At 66.7% G+C, this 18,850-nt stretch carries 15 protein-coding genes and 2 riboswitches; of the genes, 6 read left to right on the forward strand and 9 right to left on the reverse strand.

Features of this window, described 5'->3' with window-relative positions; genetic code table 11:
• Positions 1-170 precede the first annotated feature (170 nt).
• The 3 genes from J2X70_RS15135 to J2X70_RS15145 all read right to left on the reverse strand — a co-directional run bounded on the left by J2X70_RS15135 (position 171) and on the right by J2X70_RS15145 (position 1,388).
• On the reverse strand, positions 171-623 hold the full coding sequence (locus J2X70_RS15135; RefSeq protein WP_309911060.1) for a hypothetical protein: 453 nt from the start codon (positions 621-623) through the stop codon (positions 171-173).
• A 3-nt stretch (positions 624-626) separates the two neighbouring features.
• Positions 627-1,058: a nuclear transport factor 2 family protein gene (locus J2X70_RS15140; protein ID WP_309911061.1), complete on the reverse strand. Its 432-nt coding sequence runs from the start codon at positions 1,056-1,058 to the stop codon at positions 627-629.
• A 72-nt stretch (positions 1,059-1,130) separates the two neighbouring features.
• Positions 1,131-1,388 carry a GIY-YIG nuclease family protein gene (locus J2X70_RS15145; protein ID WP_032952084.1) on the reverse strand — a complete coding sequence of 86 codons (258 nt, stop codon included), beginning with the start codon at positions 1,386-1,388 and terminating at the stop codon, positions 1,131-1,133.
• 40 nt (positions 1,389-1,428) lie between these two features.
• Positions 1,429-1,518: riboswitch (glycine riboswitch) on the forward strand.
• Between the two features lie 13 nt (positions 1,519-1,531).
• Positions 1,532-1,635, forward strand: a riboswitch (glycine riboswitch).
• 84 nt (positions 1,636-1,719) lie between these two features.
• Here J2X70_RS15145 and J2X70_RS15150 point away from each other — a divergent pair.
• The 4 genes from J2X70_RS15150 (at position 1,720) to J2X70_RS15165 (ending at position 9,905) form a co-directional block, all read left to right on the forward strand.
• Entirely contained in the window at positions 1,720-2,337 is a 618-nt protein-coding gene (locus tag J2X70_RS15150) for a trimeric intracellular cation channel family protein (protein ID WP_032952083.1), read from the forward strand.
• Between the two features lie 217 nt (positions 2,338-2,554).
• Positions 2,555-3,721, forward strand: a complete 1,167-nt coding sequence (locus tag J2X70_RS15155) for an MdtA/MuxA family multidrug efflux RND transporter periplasmic adaptor subunit (RefSeq protein WP_309911062.1) — start codon at positions 2,555-2,557, stop codon at positions 3,719-3,721.
• Positions 3,718-6,849 (forward strand): multidrug efflux RND transporter permease subunit, encoded by a 3,132-nt coding sequence (locus J2X70_RS15160; protein WP_309911063.1) that lies wholly within the window; start codon positions 3,718-3,720, stop codon positions 6,847-6,849. Before J2X70_RS15155 ends, J2X70_RS15160 begins: the two co-directional genes overlap by 4 nt.
• The gene (locus J2X70_RS15165; protein ID WP_309911064.1) at positions 6,846-9,905 is read left to right on the forward strand and encodes an efflux RND transporter permease subunit; all 3,060 of its coding nucleotides are present in this window, start codon (positions 6,846-6,848) and stop codon (positions 9,903-9,905) included. Before J2X70_RS15160 ends, J2X70_RS15165 begins: the two co-directional genes overlap by 4 nt.
• Before the next feature lie 210 nt (positions 9,906-10,115).
• Here J2X70_RS15165 and J2X70_RS15170 read toward each other — a convergent pair whose 3' ends face one another.
• The 4 genes from J2X70_RS15170 to J2X70_RS15185 form a co-directional block, all read right to left on the reverse strand.
• Positions 10,116-11,189: a 3-deoxy-7-phosphoheptulonate synthase gene (locus J2X70_RS15170; RefSeq protein WP_309911065.1), complete on the reverse strand. Its 1,074-nt coding sequence runs from the start codon at positions 11,187-11,189 to the stop codon at positions 10,116-10,118.
• A gap of 253 nt (positions 11,190-11,442) precedes the next feature.
• The gene (locus J2X70_RS15175) at positions 11,443-11,703 is read right to left on the reverse strand and encodes a hypothetical protein (protein ID WP_025878654.1); all 261 of its coding nucleotides are present in this window, start codon (positions 11,701-11,703) and stop codon (positions 11,443-11,445) included.
• 188 nt (positions 11,704-11,891) lie between these two features.
• Positions 11,892-12,629, reverse strand: coding sequence for a DNA alkylation repair protein (locus J2X70_RS15180; protein ID WP_223483499.1), 738 nt, complete (start codon positions 12,627-12,629; stop codon positions 11,892-11,894).
• Positions 12,626-13,126: a MarR family transcriptional regulator gene (locus J2X70_RS15185; protein ID WP_309911066.1), complete on the reverse strand. Its 501-nt coding sequence runs from the start codon at positions 13,124-13,126 to the stop codon at positions 12,626-12,628. Before J2X70_RS15185 ends, J2X70_RS15180 begins: the two co-directional genes overlap by 4 nt.
• 178 nt (positions 13,127-13,304) lie before the next feature.
• Between J2X70_RS15185 and J2X70_RS15190 the strand changes: the two genes are divergently transcribed.
• Entirely contained in the window at positions 13,305-14,468 is a 1,164-nt protein-coding gene (locus tag J2X70_RS15190) for a serine hydrolase domain-containing protein (RefSeq protein ID WP_309911067.1), read from the forward strand.
• Between the two features lie 171 nt (positions 14,469-14,639).
• Here the strand turns inward: J2X70_RS15190 and groL are convergent, their stop codons facing one another.
• Together groL and J2X70_RS15200 are read right to left on the reverse strand one after the other, a co-directional pair.
• Positions 14,640-16,289 (reverse strand): chaperonin GroEL, encoded by a 1,650-nt coding sequence (groL, locus tag J2X70_RS15195; RefSeq protein WP_025878650.1) that lies wholly within the window; start codon positions 16,287-16,289, stop codon positions 14,640-14,642.
• An 82-nt stretch (positions 16,290-16,371) separates the two neighbouring features.
• Positions 16,372-16,659: a co-chaperone GroES gene (locus J2X70_RS15200; protein WP_025878649.1), complete on the reverse strand. Its 288-nt coding sequence runs from the start codon at positions 16,657-16,659 to the stop codon at positions 16,372-16,374.
• Between the two features lie 352 nt (positions 16,660-17,011).
• Between J2X70_RS15200 and J2X70_RS15205 the strand changes: the two genes are divergently transcribed.
• Positions 17,012-18,802, forward strand: a complete 1,791-nt coding sequence (locus J2X70_RS15205) for an endonuclease (protein WP_059065293.1) — start codon at positions 17,012-17,014, stop codon at positions 18,800-18,802.
• The last annotated feature ends 48 nt before the right edge of the window (positions 18,803-18,850 follow it).

An 18,850-nucleotide genomic window follows, 5' to 3' on the forward strand; every position in this document is an offset into this window, starting at 1 on the left:
GCCACGCATGGCGTGGATTCACCGTTTCATCGGGCCTGGATCATGTCCGGCAGAACTCTTCGCGGTAGGTAGTGCCGCGGGCACGTCCTCGACCGGCACAGTAGATCCACGCCATGCGTGGATGAATTTCTGTGCAGGCCGCAGGGAGCGTAGCCACGCATGCCGTGGATTCACCGTTTCATCGGGCCGCCGGGCACACGCCGTTTCGACCATGCCCGGCAGAAATCTTCCTTCCTCGCGGTATCGGCAATCTGTGCGGCACTCCAATGCCGGGTGATCCAGATCGCCAACGCGGTGCTGCTCAGATGCCAGCGCAGCATGTCGTGCTGCGGCTGCCGCCACAGGTGGCGGCGTGCAACCCAGAACGCTTCGCGCTCGATATCAGTCGCTTTCTTCAGCGCTCCAGGATCGAAGAACCGCGTCGTGAAGCTCCATGGATTCATCGGTTGGTGCCCCATGCGCGGCTCACCGCTGCATGCGGCCACACCACTGGGCGCGCGATCAGCCGGCTGCGGCCAGCCTTCTACCATCGCCAGCCCCAGCAGGTACAGTAGGCCGGGCAGCAGCGCGATACCGGCTGCCAGCAGGACGACCGAGAGCCACGCTTTACCGGCGGCGCGCATTGCTCATTTCGCCTTCGGCTTCGGGTACCACAGCGCGTTGACGATGACCCAGCGCTGCTCGAAGCGGCCCATGTGGAAGTAGTCGACGAACCACGGGGTTTCCAGCCGCACCGATGCGGCGTTGCCGGTCACGTCCAGCACCGTGCAGCGGCGATCCCATTGATCTTTCGGGGTCTTCAACGCGCCCAGCTTCGTCAACGCAACCAGCTCTTCCTTCGACATCCGGCGCAGGCCCAGGCGTTCGTCCGGTGTATCACCGAGCACCGCACGTTTGGCCAGGTCCGGATGCAGGGAACGGGCGACGCGCTGCGGGTCGGCCTCCAGCTGGCCATCCACGTAGTCATGGCAGGTGGCTTCGATGGCTGCGATCGTGGCGGCGTCGGCGGCGGGGCTTGCTGCTGCGGAAAGTGCGAACAACAGGGCAACGGTGGACATCCGGGTCTCCAGCGCTGAGGGCTGGGCGATCATGGCATGGCCGGATGCGCCCCATCCACGCATGGCGTGGATCTACTGCAACAGCCACGCCAGTTTGCGTTCGCGCGGCTGCCGCTTGAGCTCCCATTCGGCACGCGAGGCCGCTGCCCGGTCCGGGTACTCACGCACCGCCAGGACCCGCAGTGGCGGCCGCGACCGGGTGTAGCGGGCCCCCTTGCCGGCCTGGTGGGCAGCAAAACGGGCCTGCACGTCGGTGCTGATGCCGGCGTAATAGCTGCCGTCGCGGCATTCGAGCAGGTACAGGAACCACGGGCGGGAGGGCGAAACCATTGCCGGATTATGCCGTGCTGCACTGCAGCGGATATACTGGCGACCGAATGCAGGAGAGAGGCGCCGCGCTGGCGCCCGCCGAAGGCGCAGGCTCCCATGATCGCTCAGGCCGGTGGGCTGGAATCCCACCAACCATGCATTCGACTCGCCGAGCTGGAGAGAGGTCACCGGGCACGCCCGGGACGATCCGCCGAAGGGGCACGCGGCTCACGCCGCTGAACTCTCAGGCAAAAGGACAGCGGGAGCGGCACCGGTCATCGTCATCCCGTCATTGCGCAGGCAGTGGCGGTATGTGCGCATGGCCGGCCCCACCGCGCCCGGAGCCTGTCCCATGCTGCTGTCCATCATCTACCTGATCGCCATTTCCGCCGAAGCCATGACCGGTGCCCTGTCTGCCGGCCGCCGCCGCATGGACCTGTTCGGCGTGGTGATGATCGCCTGTGTCACCGCCCTCGGTGGCGGCTCGCTGCGCGACATCCTGCTTGGCCACTATCCGCTGGGCTGGGTGAAACACCCTGAGTACCTCGGCTTCACTGTGTGCGCCGCACTGATCGCCACCTGGGTGGCGCGCTGGATGCACCACTTCCGCCGCACCTTCCTGGTGCTGGACGGGCTGGGCCTGATCGCCTTCACGCTGATCGGCTGCTCGATCGCGCGCGAGGCCGGCCATGCACTGCCGATCGTGCTGATCGCCGGCATGCTCACCGGCGCCTTCGGCGGCGTGCTGCGCGACATCCTCTGCAACGAGGTGCCGTTGATCTTCCAGAAAGAGCTGTACGCCATCATCTCGCTGCTGACCGGTGCGGTGTATCTGCTGTTGCTGCACTGGGGCGTGGCCGATGCCACGGCGATCCTGTGCTGCCTGGGTGGTGGTTTCGCCGTGCGTCTGCTGGCGATCCATTACCGCTGGGAAATGCCCAAGTTCGTGTACCACGACGAAGTACATTGAGCGCTGGCCGGCACTACCGGCGGGGTGGCATGACCAAGGTCACGCGGCGACCGCCCGCGTAAACCGCTACCATTGGCGCCCCGTCGCACGCGCGACGGCATCCAGCCACGCCGCGCCTGCGGCCCCGCCAGACAATCCCCCTCCCCCGCTGCCCGTGGCCCTTCGTGGTGCCGACGGGCCCGCATGACCCTGCGTGCACGCAGGGCGCAGGATGCCCATGTCTGTCGCCGAAAACTCCCGCTCACGTCGTGCCCGCCTGCTGCTGGTCGTTGCCGGTCTTGCCCTTGTCGCTGGCCTGGCGTGGTGGCTGTGGCCCCGGGCCGAGGCGGGCAGTGGCGAAGCCGGCAGCGGCAAGACGGTGCCTGTACGCATCGCCCTTGCCAGCGCCGAGCCGCTGGTGCTGCGGATGAAGGCGGTCGGTACGGTCACTCCGCTGCACAGCGTGGTGGTGCGCAGCCGCGTGGACGGCGAACTGATGCGCCTGCATTTCCAGGAAGGTCAGCAGGTCAACGCCGGCGACCTGCTGGCACAGATCGATCCCCGCCCCTACCAAGTGAAGCTTGCGCACGCGCAGGGTACGCAGCAGCAGAACCTGGCCGAGCTGGAGAATGCCGAGCGCCAGCTGCAGCGCTACCGCGAACTGCAGCGACAGAACTACGTGTCGGCACAGGAACTGAGCGACCAGCAGAGCAAGGTGCGGCAGCTGCAGGGGCGCCGCCTCAGCGACCAGGCATCGGTGGACGAAGCACGCCTGCAGTTGCAGTACACGCGCATCATCGCCCCGGTCAGCGGCCGTGTCGGCCTGCGCCGGCTGGACGTAGGCAACCTGGTGCACGCCAGCGATACCGAAGGCCTGGTCACGCTGGCGCAGACGGCGCCGATCAGCGTGCTGTTCACCGTGCCCGAGCCGGAGCTTCCCGCCCTGCTCGATGCGGTGCAGGCGCAGCCGGCGCTGGCGGTGGAAAGCTGGGACCGCGAAGAACGACGGCAGCTCGCCAGCGGCACCCTGTCCAGCGTCGACAACCGCATCGATACCGCCACCGGCACGCTGAAGCTGCGCGCGCAGTTCGACAACGCCGACCAGGCGCTGTTCCCCAACCAGTTCGTCAATGTGCGCCTGCAGCTGGGTGAGCATCCCGCGCTGCTGATTCCCGATGCCGCCGTGCAGTTCGGCAGCCAGGGCAACTACGTGCACATCGTCGACAAGGACAACAAGGCACAACGTCGCTCGGTGGTGCTCGGTCCGGCCGACGCCGGACGCGTGGCGGTGCGTTCCGGCCTGGTGGCTGGTGACAAGGTGGTGATCGAAGGCATCGACGGGCTGGAAGACGGCACCGCGGTGGAGATCATCACCGAGGAGGCATCGACCAGGGCCGGCGCATGAACCTCTCGCGCGCCTTCATCCTGCGCCCGGTCGCCACGACCCTGCTGATGGTGGCGCTGCTGCTGTCCGGGGTACTGGCCTATCGCCTGCTGCCGGTGGCGGCGCTGCCGCAGGTCGACTATCCGATCATCCAGATCACCACGCTGTACCCCGGTGCCAGCCCCGAGCTGACCACGCGCACCATCACCGCGCCGCTGGAGCGCCAGCTCGGGCAGATCCCCGGCCTGAAGCAGCTGTCGTCCACCAGTTCCGGGGGAGCGTCGGTGATCACCCTGCAGTTCGGCCTGGAGGTGTCGCTGGGCGTGGCCGAACAGGACGTGCAGGCGGCGATCAACGCCGCCGGCAGCTTCCTGCCCGGCGACCTGCCGGTGCCGCCGGTGTATCGCAAGGTCAATCCGGCCGACACGCCGATCCTGACCCTGGCGGTGACCTCGCAGGGCCTGTCACTGCCGCAGGTGCATGACCTGGTCGACACCCGCATCGCGCAGCGGCTGGCGCAGTTGCCGGGCGTGGGCCTGGTCAGCCTGGCCGGTGGCCAGCGTCCCGCCGTGCGCATCCAGGTCAATCCGGCCGCGCTGGCCGCCAACAACCTGGGCATGGACCACATCCGCACAGCGATTGCCGCAGCCAACGTCAACCTGCCCAAGGGCAGCTTCGATGGCCCGATCCGTGCGGTGATGCTCGATGCCAACGACCAGATGCGCAGCGTTGCCGAGTACCGCGCACTGGTGCTGGCCTGGCGTGAGGGCGCACCGCTGCGGCTGGGCGATGTGGCCACCATCACCGACGGCGCCGAGAACCGCCAGCTGGCGGCATGGAGCGGCACCACCCCGGCGGTGCTGGTGAACATCCAGCGCCAACCCGGCGCGAACGTCATCGCCGTGGTCGGACAGGTGCGTGCGTTGCTGCCGCAGCTGCAGGCCACGCTGCCGGCCGGCGTGCAGATGACCGTGCTCAGCGACCGCACCGAATCGATCCGCGCGTCCGTGCGCGGCGTACAGAAGGAACTGGCGCTGGCCATCGCGCTGGTGGTGCTGGTCACCTGGGTATTCCTGCGCAACCTGCCGGCTACGCTGATTCCCAGCGTGGCGGTGCCGCTGTCGCTGATCGGCACATTTGCGGTGATGCTGCTGGCCGGCTATTCGCTCAACAACCTCACGCTGATGGCGTTGACCATTGCCACTGGCTTCGTGGTGGACGATGCGATCGTGATGCTGGAGAACATCGCCCGCCACTTGGAAGACGGTGAAAGCCCGCGCGAAGCGGCGCTGAAGGGCGCCAGCGAGATTGGTTTCACCCTGGTGTCGCTGACGGTCTCGTTGATCGCCGTGCTGATCCCGTTGCTGTTCATGGCCGACCTGGTGGGCGCGCTGTTCCATGAGTTCGCAGTGACGCTGGCGGTGGCCATCGGCATTTCGCTGCTGGTGTCGCTGACCTTGACGCCGATGCTGTGTGCGCGCTTCCTCAAACCACATGCCAAGGGGTCAGCGCCCCACGGGGATCTGACCCCGCCCGGGTCGGACCCGGTCAGGGCTCCGACCCCGAAGCGCGACGTGTTCGATCGCATCATCGCCCTCTACGACCGCCAGCTGCGCTGGGTACTGCAGCGCCAGCCACTGATGCTGTTGGCAACCGTGGCCACGCTTGCGCTGACGGTGGCGCTGTATTTCGCCGTGCCGAAGGGCTTCTTCCCGGTGCAGGATGCCGGCCTGATACAGGGCATCAGCGAAGCCCCGCAGGCGATCTCGTTCCAGGCCATGCGCGAGCGCCAGCTTGCCCTGGCCACGGCCATTGAACAGGACCCGGCCGTGGCCAGCCTGTCTTCCTACATCGGCGTGGACGGCAACAATGCCGCCCTCAACACCGGCCGCCTGCTGATCGAACTGAAGCCACACGGCGAGCGCGAGGGCGCCGACGTGGTGATGGCGCGGCTGCAGCAGCGCGTGGCGAGGATTCCCGGTATCACCCTGTACCTGCAACCGGTGCAGGAGCTGGGCATCGAAGACCGCATCAGCCGCAACCAGTACCAGTTCACCTTGACCACGCCGGACCTGCGGACGCTGGAAACCTGGACGCCGAAACTGTTGCAAGCGCTTCGCCAATCGCCGGCGCTGCGTGATGTGGCCAGTGACCTGCAGATGCAGGGCCGGCAGGCCAGGGTGAGCATCGACCGCGATGCCGCCGCACGCCTTGGCGTGAGTGTGGAAGCGGTGGCCGACGCACTGTACGACGCCTACGGGCAACGGCAGATCTCGACCATATTCACCCAGGCCAGCCAGTACCGGGTGGTGCTGGAGGCCGATCCGGCGCGGCAACCGGGGCCGGAGGCGATCAGCGGCCTGCGCGTGCGCAGCAGCAACGGCCAGACCGTGCCGCTGGGCGCGGTGGCGCGCGTCGAGCAGGGGCCAACGGCGCTGCTACGCAACCATGTCGGTCAGTTCCCGGCGGCCACGCTGTCGTTCAACCTTGCGCCCGGCGCATCGCTGGGCGAAGCGGTGGATGCCGTGCATGCCGCGCAGGCACAGGTGGCATTGCCGCAGAGCATCGAGCTGCGCCTGCAGGGCGCGGCGGCGGCCTTCAGCAGTTCGCTGTCGAGCACGCTGTGGCTGATCCTGGCGGCGGTGGTGGTGATGTACATCGTGCTGGGCGTGCTCTACGAGAGCTTCATCCACCCCATCACCATTCTTTCCACCCTGCCCTCGGCGACCGTGGGCGCCCTGGCCGCGTTGTGGGTGAGCGGACGCAGCCTGGACCTGATCGCAGTGATCGGCATCGTGCTGCTGATCGGCCTGGTGAAGAAGAACGCGATCATGATGATCGACTTCGCGCTGGAGGCACAGCGCACGCGCGGCATGAGCCCGCGTGAGGCGATCCACCAGGCAGCGCTGCTGCGCTTCCGGCCGATCCTGATGACCACTCTGGCCGCGCTGTTCGGCGCGGTACCGCTGATGCTGGCCAGCGGCTCGGGCGCCGAGCTGCGGCAGCCGCTGGGCTGGGTGATGGTGGGTGGCCTGATGGTCAGCCAGGTATTGACCCTGTTCACCACGCCGGTGATCTACCTGGCCTTCGACCGGCTGCAGCGTCGCCGCGCGACAGCACCGGCAACCGCTGGCGAGGCCGGCGCATGACCCCTGTGGCACGCCTGGCACAGGCCTGCGTGCAGCGTCCGGTGGCGACCATCCTCCTGGCGGTGGCGCTGGTACTGGCCGGCCTGCTGGCGCTGCGAATGCTGCCGGTGGCACCGCTGCCCCAGGTCGACTATCCCGCCATTGAAGTCAGTGCCAGCCTGCCCGGCGCCTCGCCCGAATCGATGGCGGCCACCGTCGCCACGCCGCTGGAGCGTGCGCTGGGCAGTCTGCCCGGCATCTCGCGCATCGACTCGGCCAGCACCCAGGGGCAGACCGAGATCGAGCTGAAGTTCGTGCTCGGCCGCGATATCGACGAGGCCGCGCGCGAAGTGCAGGCCGCGATCAACCTCGCCCGCGGCCAGCTGCCCAGCGGCATGCCGGGCATGCCGCAGTACCGCAAGGTCAACCCGTCGCAGGCGCCGATCCTGGCGCTGGCGTTGACCTCCGATACGCTCTCGCCGGGACAGCTGTACGACCTGGGTTCGACCGTGCTGGCACAGAAGCTGTCGCAGGTGCCGGGCGTGGGCGAAGTGCAGGTGGGCGGCAGCGCGCTGCCGGCGGTTCGCGTGTCGCTGGACCCCAATGCCCTCAATCACGCAGGCCTGGCACTGGAAGACGTGGCACAAGCGATCAGCCGCGCCAATGCAGTGCGCCCACTGGGTGCGGTCGCAGGCGCGCAGCAGCACTGGCAACTGGAAGCGCCGCTGCAGCTGCGCCAGGCCGCGCAGTATCGCCAGCTGGCGCTGAAGGCCAGCGATGACCGCCTGCTGCGACTGGGCGATGTCGCTGCCGTCGTCGATGGCGTGGAGGACCGCTATGCCAGTGGCTTCCACAACGAACGCCCCGCCGTGCTGCTGATCGTCAGCCGCCAGCCCGGCGCCAACATCATCGCCACCGTCGATGCCATCCAGGCGCAGTTGCCGCAGCTGCACGCCCTGCTGCCCAGCACGGTGGACATGCGCCTGGTGATGGACCGCTCGCCGGTGATCCGCGCCACCCTGCACGAAGCAGAAGTGACCCTGCTGCTGGCGATCGCGCTGGTGGTACTGGTGGTGCTCGGCTTCCTCGGCCACTGGCGCGCAGCACTGGTACCCAGCGTGGCGATTCCGGTGGTGCTGTTCGGCACGCTGGCGTTGATCGCGCTGATGGGCTTCTCGCTCAATACGCTCTCGCTGATGGCCCTGATCGTGGCGGCGGTACTGGTGGTGGACGACGCCATCGTGGTGCTGGAGAACATCGCGCGCCATCGCGAGCTGGGCGCCGACCGCTGGCAGGCGGCGGTGCGTGGTGCATCGGAAGTGGGCGCTACGTTGCTATCGATGAACCTGGCGCTGGCGGTGGTGTTCGTCTCGATCCTGTTCCTGGACGATTTCGTCGAGCGCCTGTTCCGCGAATTCTCGCTGACCCTGGTAGCAGCGATGACGGTGTCGGTACTGGTGGCGCTCAGCCTGGTGCCGATGCTGTGTGCGCGCCTGTTCGTCGATAACGCGCAACAACCCTCACGCTGGCAGCGCGGCAGCAATGCGCTGTTCGAGCACGTGCGCGGCACCTATCTGCGCACCCTGCAGGCCAGCCTGCGTCACCTGCGCTGGCCCTTGCTGGCCTTCGTGGCAGTGATCGCACTCAATGCCTGGCTGTTCCAGCAGGTACCCAAGGGCATCGTTCCGCAGCAGGACACCGCACAGCTGCGCGGCTTCGCGCGTGGCGATGACGGCCTGTCCTTCCAGGCGATGCAGCCGAAGATCGATGCCTACCGCAGACTGCTGCTGTCCGACCCGGCCATCGAGGACATCATCGGGTATATCGGTGGCAGCAACGGGGTCAACAACGCCTTCATCATGATCAAGATGAAGCCGCTGGCCGAGCGCGGTGTCTCCAGCCAGCAGGTGATCGATCGCCTGCGCGCGCGCCTGCCCAAGCTGCCCGGCGGTAATCTGTACCTGTGGGTGGACCAGGACATCCGCTTGGAAGGCGCCGGCAGCAGCGGCAAATACGAATTCCAGCTGCTGTCAGCGGACACCGCACCCTTGCGCCAATGGGCACCGAAGGTCGCTGCTACGCTGCGTGGCCTGCCGGAACTGGTGGACGTGGAAGCGCAGGGCGAGGCCGGCATGCGCCAGGTGATGCTGGACATCGACCGCGAGGCAGCGGCGCGCCACGGCGTGGACCTGCGCATTGTGGCCAACATGCTCAACAACGCCTTCAGCCAGCGCCAGGTCGCCACGTTGTACGACAGCCTCAACCAGTACCGGGTGGTGATGGAGCTGGACCCGAAGCACACCCAGGACCCGGGCACACTGGCACGGCTGCAGGTGATCGATGGCAGCGGCCAGCGCATTCCCCTGTCGAGCATCGCCAGCTGGCGCTATGGCATGGCGCCGGACCGCGTGTACCACAGCGAGCAGTTCGCCTCGATCTGGATCGAGTTCGCGCTGGCACCCGGCGTGGGCCTGGAACAGGCCACCCGGGCCATTGATGCGGCGATGGCCAAACTGATGCTGCCGCGCTCGGTGCAGGCCAAGCTTTCCGGCGAGGCCGGTGGCCTGGAGCAGCTGCGTTCGCGCCAGTTGTGGCTGGTACTGGGTGCGACGCTGGCGGTGTACCTGGTGCTGGGCATCCTCTACGAGAGTTTCCTGCAGCCCTTGGTGATCCTGTCCACGCTGCCGTCGGCCGGCATCGGGGCGTTGCTGGCGCTGTGGCTGTTCGGCAACGAACTGAACCTGATCGCCCTGCTCGGCCTGTTCCTGCTGGTGGGCGTGGTGATGAAGAACACGATCCTGCTGGTCGACTTCGCCCTGGCCGGCGAACGCCGCGGGCTGAGCGCGCAGGATGCGGTGATGGAAGCGGCACGACTGCGCCTGCGGCCGATCCTGATGACCTCGCTGGCGGCACTGCTGGGCACATTGCCGCTGATGCTGGCCAACGGTGAAGGCTGGGAACTGCGGCAGCCGCTGGGTATCGCGATCGTGGGCGGGTTGCTGGTCAGCCAGTGGTTGACGCTGTACACCACGCCGGCGATGTATCTGGCGTTGGCGCGAGTACGGGCGGGGCGGTGAGCGAGGTGGCTTCATCCACGCATGGCGTGGGTCTACTGCGGCCATCGCCGGAGCGGGTTTCACACCACCCCGGCGATGTACCTGGCGCTGTCGCACATACGCAGCGCCAGGCGCATCGCCGGTGCAGACGGGCCGGTCTCCAACTCCGACCGGCCCTGATCGCGGCCGCACCCCCGCAGGCGCTGGCCGCCATCCACACACGTGCCGCACTCAAGCGGCTTCGGACACCTTTACCTCACGGCGGGCGCGCACGGCAGCGGCAAGCCGCTCCAGCACCTGCACGGTGGTGTCCCAATCAATGCAGCCATCGGTGATGCTCTGGCCGTAGACCAGCGGCTGGCCTTCCACCAGTTCCTGGCGACCGCCGATCAGATGGCTTTCGACCATCACACCGACGATGCGCTGCTCGCCATCTCCCAGCTGGATGGCGATGTCTTCGATCACCTTCGGCTGGTTTTCGTGGTTCTTCAGGCTGTTGGCGTGGCTGGCATCGATCATCAGGCGCGTCGGCAGCTTGGCCTTGGCCAGCGCCTGGCAGGCATCGGCCACGCTGGCCGCGTCGTAGTTCGGCTGCTTGCCACCACGCAGGATCACGTGGCAATCCGGGTTGCCGGTGGTGGAGACGATGGCGGTGCCGCCCTGCTTGGTGACCGACAGGAAGTGATGCGGATTCGAGGCTGCGCCCACGGCATCGGCGGCGATCTTGACGTTGCCGTCGGTGCCGTTCTTGAAGCCGACCGGGCACGACAGCCCCGACGCAAGTTCACGATGCACCTGGCTTTCGGTGGTGCGTGCGCCGATCGCGCCCCATGCCACCAGGTCGGCGATGTACTGCGGCGAGATCACGTCGAGGAACTCGACGCCAGCCGGCAGGCCCAGCTTGTTGATGTCGCGCAGCAGGCCACGGGCAATGCGCAGGCCCTTGTCGATCTTGAAGCTGCCGTCCAGGTCCGGATCGTTGATCAGGCCCTTCCAGCCCACCGTGGTGCGCGGCTTCTCGAAGTACACGCGCATGACGATTTCCAGCTCGCCGGCCAGCGTATCGCGCAGCGGCTTCAGGCGCTGTGCGTACTCGATGGCGGCTTTCGGATCGTGGATCGAGCACGGCCCGACCACCACCGCCAGGCGGTCGTCGCGGCCATGCAGGATTTGGTGCAGGGCGGCGCGCGAGGCGCTGACGGTGTCGGAGGCTTCGTCATCGCAGGGCAGCATCGCCAGCAGCTGGGCAGGCGGTGTCAGCGGTTCGATGGTGCGGATACGCAGGTCGTCGGTGTGCGGGGGCATGGTAAGGGGTCTCTACGGAACGTTGGGGGTCCGCAGCGTGGCGACATGAAAAAAGCCGCCAGGTTCGCTGGCGGCTTTCGGGAATGCGTCTGAAGCTTTCTTCAGGGTGAGCGCAATCCTTCCTCCGCCGGGGGCTTCGGAAAGTAATACCAATAAAAGCTGGCGTGGGCTGCGTTCATGGGATCTATTGATAACACAGGGTTTTGGCGGGTGCCAACTGTTTCATCCGCAACTGCGGGCGCGGTTCAGCGGACTATCGGCCGCCATGCACTTCCACATCCAGCAGCAGCGTCTCGTGGATGTCGACCCAACGCTCCACCACGCGGTCCAGTTCCTGCCTGGCCTCATCAAGCTGTTCGGGGTTGAGCATGGACCTGGCCGTATACAGATCGGACACCAGCTGCCGCAGGGTGGCTTCCTGGATGGCCACCACCGGCCCTTCCAGGCCGGGCACCTGCAGCGCTGGACTGCTGCCCAGCGCTCCGTACAACGTCACCTGGATCTTGCTCTGCATGCTCGACTTCCCTGCGGGTGGACACGGCCGAACGCCATCTTTACCCGGAATGGATGACACGCGCATGTGCCACGAGGGTGCCGGAATGCAGTCCGATGAGGCGATGGCGCATGGGGTCTCCCTTGAAGGTCATGGGGTTGCCGGCCAGCGGCCGGCACTACCGGGAAACGCGGGTGAACGGTACGGCGCTACAGCGAGCGCAGCGCGCGCTTGCGGATGTATGTATTGGCTGCGCTGTCGTGCGTTGACTGCCACCGTGCGCATACATCGCGCACCCATCCGGGCTGGCTCTTGCCTGCGTCGTTCAGCCAGTTGCCGACCGAGTCCTGCACATAGCGCTCGGGATCGTCAGCGAGGGCTTCCAGCAGGGGCAACGCGTGCTCGGGTTGCTGCTTGAACAGCGCAATGTGCGTGGCCCATACACCGCGCGGGCGAAGCGCCTCACAGGCGAAGCGGCGCTGATTCGGCGAGCGCTGCAGCGTCCAGGGTTGCAGCAGGGCAAGCGCTTCCAGCGGCTCGGCGACGATATCGCTGCGCAAGGCCAACCATGCCCATTCGCGCACACCGAAGTGCGCATCATCTGCCAGAGGACGCATGGCCTGCAGCTTGTCGGCCAATGCCGCCTGCGGGTCACTGCCAATCAGATAGCACGCCCATCCGCGCACGGTATCGGATGGATGCGCCTGCCTGCGCTGCACGTCGCCCTGCCCTGCCTCGCGCAGTAGCGCTGCGGCCAATGCCATGCGCTGGGTGATTCCCTTGCCTGCAGCGGCGCGCATGCGCTGCATGGATGCCTGGGGCAAGGTTGGTGCCACCGCCTGCAGCAGTGTGGCGAAATCCACTGCGAGGCACTCGGCCAGGTGCGTGCTGGATACGCTGCCCGCATTGAGTGCCTGCAGGCGTGCCGTACCGATGGTGCCGATCATGTGCCTGTTTCCTGGCCTGCGTCGGTGTGTCGCCAGACTTTTTCCAGCAGCAGCGACAACTGCACCTGTTGGCGGGAATCAAGACCGTTGAACAGTCCACCGATCCATTGTGTGTGCTGGTCGAACAGATCGGCAGCCAGGCGCTTGCCGCGGGCAGTCAGCACGACCTGCAGACGGCGGCCATCCTCGGCATCGTTGCGTCGCTGCAGCAGGCCGTCACGCTGCAGGCCATCGAGCAACCCGCTGATGGTGGCGCGGGTGACGCCAGCGCGCTCGGCCAACGCGTGCGGAGGCAACGTGCCGCCAGCGCCGTGCAGCAGGAACAGCACCACGAAGCGGCCTTCGCTGAGGCCGTGCGGCGCCAGGCGTGAAGCGCAGTCACGGTCGATCGCGCTGGACAAGGCCAGCAGCTGGAAGCACAGGCGCAGCTGGGCCAGGTGGGGATCGCCGCGACGGCCAGCCTCCTGGAGGAGAGCCGTGTGTTTTGCTTCAAGCATCCATCAAATCCATGATGATTAGGCGCCTTATTATATTTTCTAACCCGCAGGGCGCAAGTCCGGACCGGGCTGCCGCAGGGCATGACGCGGCGCCGCCCCGGGGCCCGGATGGGGTCGACAGGCGCCGGCAGCCAAAGCTGCGGTAGCATCGCGCCACGTCCCGCCAGGAGTTCCACGCATGTGCCGTGTCGTCCTGTTGTTGCTGACGCTGTTGCCGATGGCCGTAGTCGCTGCGCCACCACCGCTGCCATCGCCAGCCCGCATTGATGCCCAGGCGCAACGGCTGATGCAGGCCGCACACGCACGTGGCATGGCGCTGGCGGTGATCGACGCTGGCAAGGTGGTGCACGTGGCCGCCTATGGCGAGCGCAACGCCGCCGGCGAACCGCTGCGTACCGACACCGTGATGTACGCCGCTTCGCTGACCAAGATGGCCTTTGGCCACCTGGTCGCGCAGCTGGCACAGGACCAGGTGATCGCGCTGGACGCCGGCATTGCCACGTATCTGGACAAGCCATTGCCGGACTACCCCGTCGATACGAAGCACTACGCCGATTACAGCGTATTGGCCGGCGACGAACGCTGGCGCCGGCTCACCCCGCGCCTGCTGCTCAATCATGGCAGCGGCTTTGCCAACTTCGCGTTTCTGGAACCGGATGGCAGGCTGCAATTCCATTTCGATCCGGGCAGCCGCTACGGCTATTCCGGCGAAGGCTTGATCCTGCTGCAGTTCGTGCTCGAACGGGGGCGCCTTGGCCAGGACATCGGCGCGCTGATGCAGCGGCGCGTGTTCGACCGCTTCGGCATGCCCCGCACCAGCATGATGTGGCGCGAGGATTTCGCCACCAACCTGGCCGACGGCTGGACCACCGATGGCACGCCCGAGCCGCATGACGAGCGCAGCCGGGTGCGGGCCGCCGGCTCGATGGATACCACCATCGCCGACATGGCCAACTTCGCAGCGGGCTATGTACGCGGCGAAGGCCTTTCAGCGGCGATGCGGCAGGAGCTGGTACGTCCGCAGCTGCCGATCACCACGGCCAGCCAGTTTCCAACCCTGCAGGCGGAACTGCCGGTAGCGGAGCGGCGCAGGGACCTGGCAGCCGGCCTGGGCGCGGTCACCTTCCGCGGACCGCAGGGGCCCGGCTTCTACAAGGGCGGCCACGATGACGCGGTGGGCAACACCCTGGTGTGCATCGAGCAGGGCCAGCGCTGCGTGGTGATGCTGGGCAACGATGTCCGCGCCGAGGCGGCGTTTCCGGCGCTGGTGGCGTTCGTGCTTGGCGATACCGGAGTGCCGTGGGACTGGGAGTACGGCGCGGAGAAGGTGTTCGTGCGCTGACGCCATCCACGCATGGCGTGGATCTACTGGCGTGGACCCATGGGCATGGATTCATTGGCATGGACACATGGGTATGGAGCCATTGGCGTGTGCCCATTGGCGGCAACACGCCACCCACAAAAAAACCCCGCCTTGCGGCGGGGTTTTTTCATTGCAGCAGTGCAGCGGACCTTAGAAGTCCATGCCGCCCATGCCACCCATGCCGCCCATGCCACCAGCGCCACCCATGGCCGGCTCGTCCTTCTTCGGAGCGTCGGCAACCATGGCTTCGGTGGTGATCATCAGGCCAGCGATCGAGGCTGCGTTCTGCAGCGCCGAACGGGTCACCTTGGTCGGGTCCAGGATGCCGAACTGCAGCATGTCGCCGAACTCGCCGGTGGCGGCGTTGTAGCCGAAGCTGCCGGTGCCTTCCTTGACCTTGTTGACGATGACCGACGGCTCTTCACCGGCGTTGGCAACGATTTCGCGCAGCGGGGCTTCCATCGCGCGCAGGGCGATCTGGATGCCGTGGTTCTGGTCTTCGTTGGCACCCTTCAGGCCAGCCAGTGCGGAGACCGCACGGACCAGGGCAACGCCGCCGCCCGGAACCACGCCTTCTTCAACGGCCGCACGGGTCGCGTGCAGGGCGTCGTCGACGCGATCCTTCTTTTCCTTCATTTCGATTTCGGTCGAAGCGCCGACCTTGATCACTGCAACGCCACCGGCCAGCTTGGCCACGCGCTCCTGCAGCTTCTCGCGGTCGTAGTCCGAGGAGGTGTCTTCGATCTGGGTCTTGATCTGCGCAACGCGCGAATCGACCGCAGCCTTGTCACCCACGCCATCGATGATGGTGGTGTTTTCCTTGGAGACCTGCACCTTCTTGGCGCGGCCCAGGTCCTTGATGGTGGCCTTTTCCAGCGACAGGCCGACTTCCTCGGAGATCACGGTGCCGCCGGTCAGCACGGCCATGTCTTCCAGCATCGCCTTGCGACGGTCGCCGAAGCCCGGAGCCTTGACGGCCACGACCTTGACGATGCCGCGGATGGTGTTGACCACCAGGGTCGCCAGCGCTTCGCCTTCGACTTCCTCGGCAACGATCAGCAGCGGCTTGCCAGCCTTGGCGACGCCTTCCAGCACCGGCAGCAGGTCACGGACGTTGGAGATCTTCTTGTCGTGCAGCAGGATGTACGGGTCATCCAGGTCAGCGGTCTGCGACTGCTGGTTGTTGATGAAGTACGGGGACAGGTAGCCGCGGTCGAACTGCATGCCCTTGACCACGTCCAGCTCGTTGTCCAGGCCCGAGCCTTCTTCAACGGTGATCACGCCTTCCTTGCCGACTTCCTTCATCGCGTTGGCGATGATCTGGCCGATCGACTCGTCCGAGTTGGCCGAGATCGTGCCGACCTGGGCAATGGCCTTGTCGTCAGCGGTCGGCTTGGAGATGTTCTTCAGCTCGGCGACGGCAGCCACGACGGCCTTGTCGATACCGCGCTTGAGGTCCATCGGGTTCATGCCGGCAGCAACGGCCTTGGCGCCTTCGCGGATCAGGGCCTGGGCCAGCACGGTGGCGGTGGTGGTGCCGTCGCCGGCGTCGTCGTTGGTACGCGAGGCGACTTCCTTCACCATCTGCGCGCCCATGTTCTCGAACTTGTCAGCCAGTTCGATTTCCTTGGCGACGGACACGCCGTCCTTGGTGATGGTCGGGGCGCCGAAGCTCTTCTCGAGCACGACGTTGCGGCCCTTCGGGCCCAGGGTGGCCTTGACGGCATTGGCGAGAACGTTGACGCCGCGCACCATGCGCGAACGGGCGTCTTCACCGAAACGAATATCCTTGGCAGCCATTGCGTTTACCTCATTGGTAGCGCCGGGCCATGCCCGGCGGCTGGGTGTTGGAATCAGGGGATGAAGCAGGTCGCGCCGACGCTCAGCCGATGACGGCGAGCACGTCGTCTTCGCGCAGGACCTTGTACTCGACGCCTTCGCTCTTGTACGAGCTGCCGGCGTACTGGCCGTAGATGACCTTGTCACCGACCTTCAGCGACGGAGCGCGCACGTTGCCGTTGTCCAGCGGCTTGCCCGGGCCCACGGCCACGACTTCACCCTTGGTGGACTTTTCCTTGGCGGAGTCCGGGATCAGGATGCCACCGGCGGAAACTTCGTCGGCTTCGATCGGCTTGACCACAACGCGGTCGTGCAGCGGCTTGATGCTCATGTGGGACCTCTTAAGTTATTGATTGGTCTGAAAAAGTCCGGCGATGTTAGCACTCGCACCAGGCGACTGCCAGCAACGCGCGTGAAAAAGCCCGACAGGTCGGGAGCACGACAGAGATGGAGACCTCCGGAGGCCTTTCAAGGCCCGCCCCCGAAATTTTTCCCGGCGGCCCGGCGGCACTCCATCCCCGCGCGGACGCCTTTATAGGGATGCGTCGCGGCAAGCCAAGGGGGAATTGGCCACCATTTGGTGACCGCCGTCGCACTGTCAGATATCTGGCGTTCATTTACGACAAAGTGTCACCGGATCGGCTTTAGGGTGGCCCGGCATTCCCAATCACAAGGAGTAGTCGATGCGATTGCTGTCCCCGCTCGCCGCCGCCTGCCTGCTGGCCCTGGCTGCCGCGCCGGCCCAGGCCGAGGTCTTCATCAACGAACTGCACTACGACGACAGCACCGCTGCCGGTGACGTCGGCGAAGCCATCGAAGTGGTCGCCACCGCCGGCGAAGACCTGTCCGGCTACCGCCTGTACCTCTACAACGGCAGCAACCCGTCTGCCGCCACGGTCTACGCCAACAACGCGGTGCCGGCCGGAACCGCGGCCAGCTGCGGCAGCGCCACCCTGGCGGTGGTCACCTACCCCAGCAACGGCCTGCAGAACGGTGCCAACGACGGCATCGCCCTGGTCGACGCCAGCGGCAAGGTGGTCCAGTTCCTCAGCTACGAGGGCGCGATCACCGCTTCCGGTGGCCCCGCCGCCGGCATGACCAGCCAGAACATTCCGGTTGCCGAAACCAACAGCACCGCGGCGGGCACCTCGCTGCAGCTGACCGGCAGCGGCAGCCAGTACGCGCACTTCACCTGGGCCGAATCGGCCAGGCAGACCTTCGGCAGCTGCAACAACAACCAGACCTTCAGCGGCGGTGGCACCCCGGGCCCGAACACGCCGCCGTCGGTGTCCACCACCACGCCGGCACAGGGCAGCAGCACCTTCCCTGCCGCCGCCGACCTGGAAGTGGTGTTCAGCGAGACGGTCAACCTCGCCAGCGGCGCCTTCGCACTGACCTGCGGCACTTCGGGCAGCGTGCCGCTGACCTGGCCGGCCAGCGGCAAGAGCGTGAAGCTGTCGACCAACACCGCACTGGTCGCCGGTGAAGCCTGCCGCTTCGACATCCGTGCCGCACGCATCACCGATGCGCAGGGTGCCCGCCCGGCGACCGACAGCCGCATCGCCTTCACCGTGGCCACCACCACCGGCAATCCGGACCCGGGCAATCCCGGCGGACCGGCCGGTTACTACTCGAAGGTCAACACCAGCAGCCCCAGCCAGCTGCGCTGCTCGCTGCACGCCACCATCAAGGGCCACACCGCGTATCCGTACAGTGGCTCGGGCACCAGCACCTGGACCATCCTGGAGATCGCCGACGAAGATCCGAACAACAGCGGCCGGATCCTCGATGCCTACCGCAACCACAGCTTCGCCAAGGTGACCGACCGTGCAGGCAGTGGCAGCGGCCTGAAGTACAACCGCGAGCACACCTGGCCGAACTCGCTGGGCTTTGCCAGCACCACCGGCGACAAGGGCCTGCCGTACGCGCCCTACACCGACACCCACATGCTGTACCTGACCGACGCACAGTGGAATGCCGACCGCGGCAACAAGCCGTTCGGCAAGTGCGATGCCAACTGCGGCGAGCGTGCCACCGAAGCCAACAACGGCCACGGCGGTGGCAGCGGTGGTTACCCGGGCAATTCGAACTGGGTACGTACACCGGATGGCAATGCCGGTACCTTCGAGGTGTGGGGCCATCGCAAGGGCGACATGGCACGCGCGGTGATGTACATGGCCATCCGCTATGAAGGTGGCAAGGATGCGGCCACCGGCCAGTCCGAACCGGACCTAGAACTGACCGACGACCGCAGCAAGATCGTCAAGACCAGCAGCTCGCCGGCCTACATGGGCCTGCTGTCGACCCTGATCGACTGGCACCTGTCCGATCCGCCGGATGCCGCCGAGCAGGCGCGTAATGACGTGATCTACTCGTTCCAGGGCAACCGCAACCCCTTCATCGACCACCCCGAGTGGGCCACCCCGGGCCTGTTCACCTCGGCCAAGCCGGCCACCTGCCAGCTGGCCAACTGACCGCGCAACGCTGCGGTCCACTGCCGTCGCCGGGCCCTGCCCCGGCGA

Source organism: Stenotrophomonas sp. 1337, from assembly GCF_031455455.1.
In the GTDB taxonomy this organism is placed as follows: Bacteria; Pseudomonadota; Gammaproteobacteria; order Xanthomonadales; family Xanthomonadaceae; genus Stenotrophomonas; species Stenotrophomonas indicatrix.

What these genes read in the sequence shown, in the direction of transcription:
- J2X70_RS15135 (WP_309911060.1), bottom strand. Translation starts at nt 623, where the DNA reads ATGCGCGCCGCCGGTAAAGCGTGGCTCTCGGTCGTCCTGCTGGCAGCC.
- J2X70_RS15140 (WP_309911061.1), bottom strand. Translation starts at nt 1,058, where the DNA reads ATGTCCACCGTTGCCCTGTTGTTCGCACTTTCCGCAGCAGCAAGCCCC.
- J2X70_RS15145 (WP_032952084.1), bottom strand. Translation starts at nt 1,388, where the DNA reads ATGGTTTCGCCCTCCCGCCCGTGGTTCCTGTACCTGCTCGAATGCCGC.
- J2X70_RS15150 (WP_032952083.1), top strand. Translation starts at nt 1,720, where the DNA reads ATGCTGCTGTCCATCATCTACCTGATCGCCATTTCCGCCGAAGCCATG.
- J2X70_RS15155 (WP_309911062.1), top strand. Translation starts at nt 2,555, where the DNA reads ATGTCTGTCGCCGAAAACTCCCGCTCACGTCGTGCCCGCCTGCTGCTG.
- J2X70_RS15160 (WP_309911063.1), top strand. Translation starts at nt 3,718, where the DNA reads ATGAACCTCTCGCGCGCCTTCATCCTGCGCCCGGTCGCCACGACCCTG.
- J2X70_RS15165 (WP_309911064.1), top strand. Translation starts at nt 6,846, where the DNA reads ATGACCCCTGTGGCACGCCTGGCACAGGCCTGCGTGCAGCGTCCGGTG.
- J2X70_RS15170 (WP_309911065.1), bottom strand. Translation starts at nt 11,189, where the DNA reads ATGCCCCCGCACACCGACGACCTGCGTATCCGCACCATCGAACCGCTG.
- J2X70_RS15175 (WP_025878654.1), bottom strand. Translation starts at nt 11,703, where the DNA reads ATGCAGAGCAAGATCCAGGTGACGTTGTACGGAGCGCTGGGCAGCAGT.
- J2X70_RS15180 (WP_223483499.1), bottom strand. Translation starts at nt 12,629, where the DNA reads ATGATCGGCACCATCGGTACGGCACGCCTGCAGGCACTCAATGCGGGC.
- J2X70_RS15185 (WP_309911066.1), bottom strand. Translation starts at nt 13,126, where the DNA reads ATGCTTGAAGCAAAACACACGGCTCTCCTCCAGGAGGCTGGCCGTCGC.
- J2X70_RS15190 (WP_309911067.1), top strand. Translation starts at nt 13,305, where the DNA reads ATGTGCCGTGTCGTCCTGTTGTTGCTGACGCTGTTGCCGATGGCCGTA.
- groL (WP_025878650.1), bottom strand. Translation starts at nt 16,289, where the DNA reads ATGGCTGCCAAGGATATTCGTTTCGGTGAAGACGCCCGTTCGCGCATG.
- J2X70_RS15200 (WP_025878649.1), bottom strand. Translation starts at nt 16,659, where the DNA reads ATGAGCATCAAGCCGCTGCACGACCGCGTTGTGGTCAAGCCGATCGAA.
- J2X70_RS15205 (WP_059065293.1), top strand. Translation starts at nt 17,012, where the DNA reads ATGCGATTGCTGTCCCCGCTCGCCGCCGCCTGCCTGCTGGCCCTGGCT.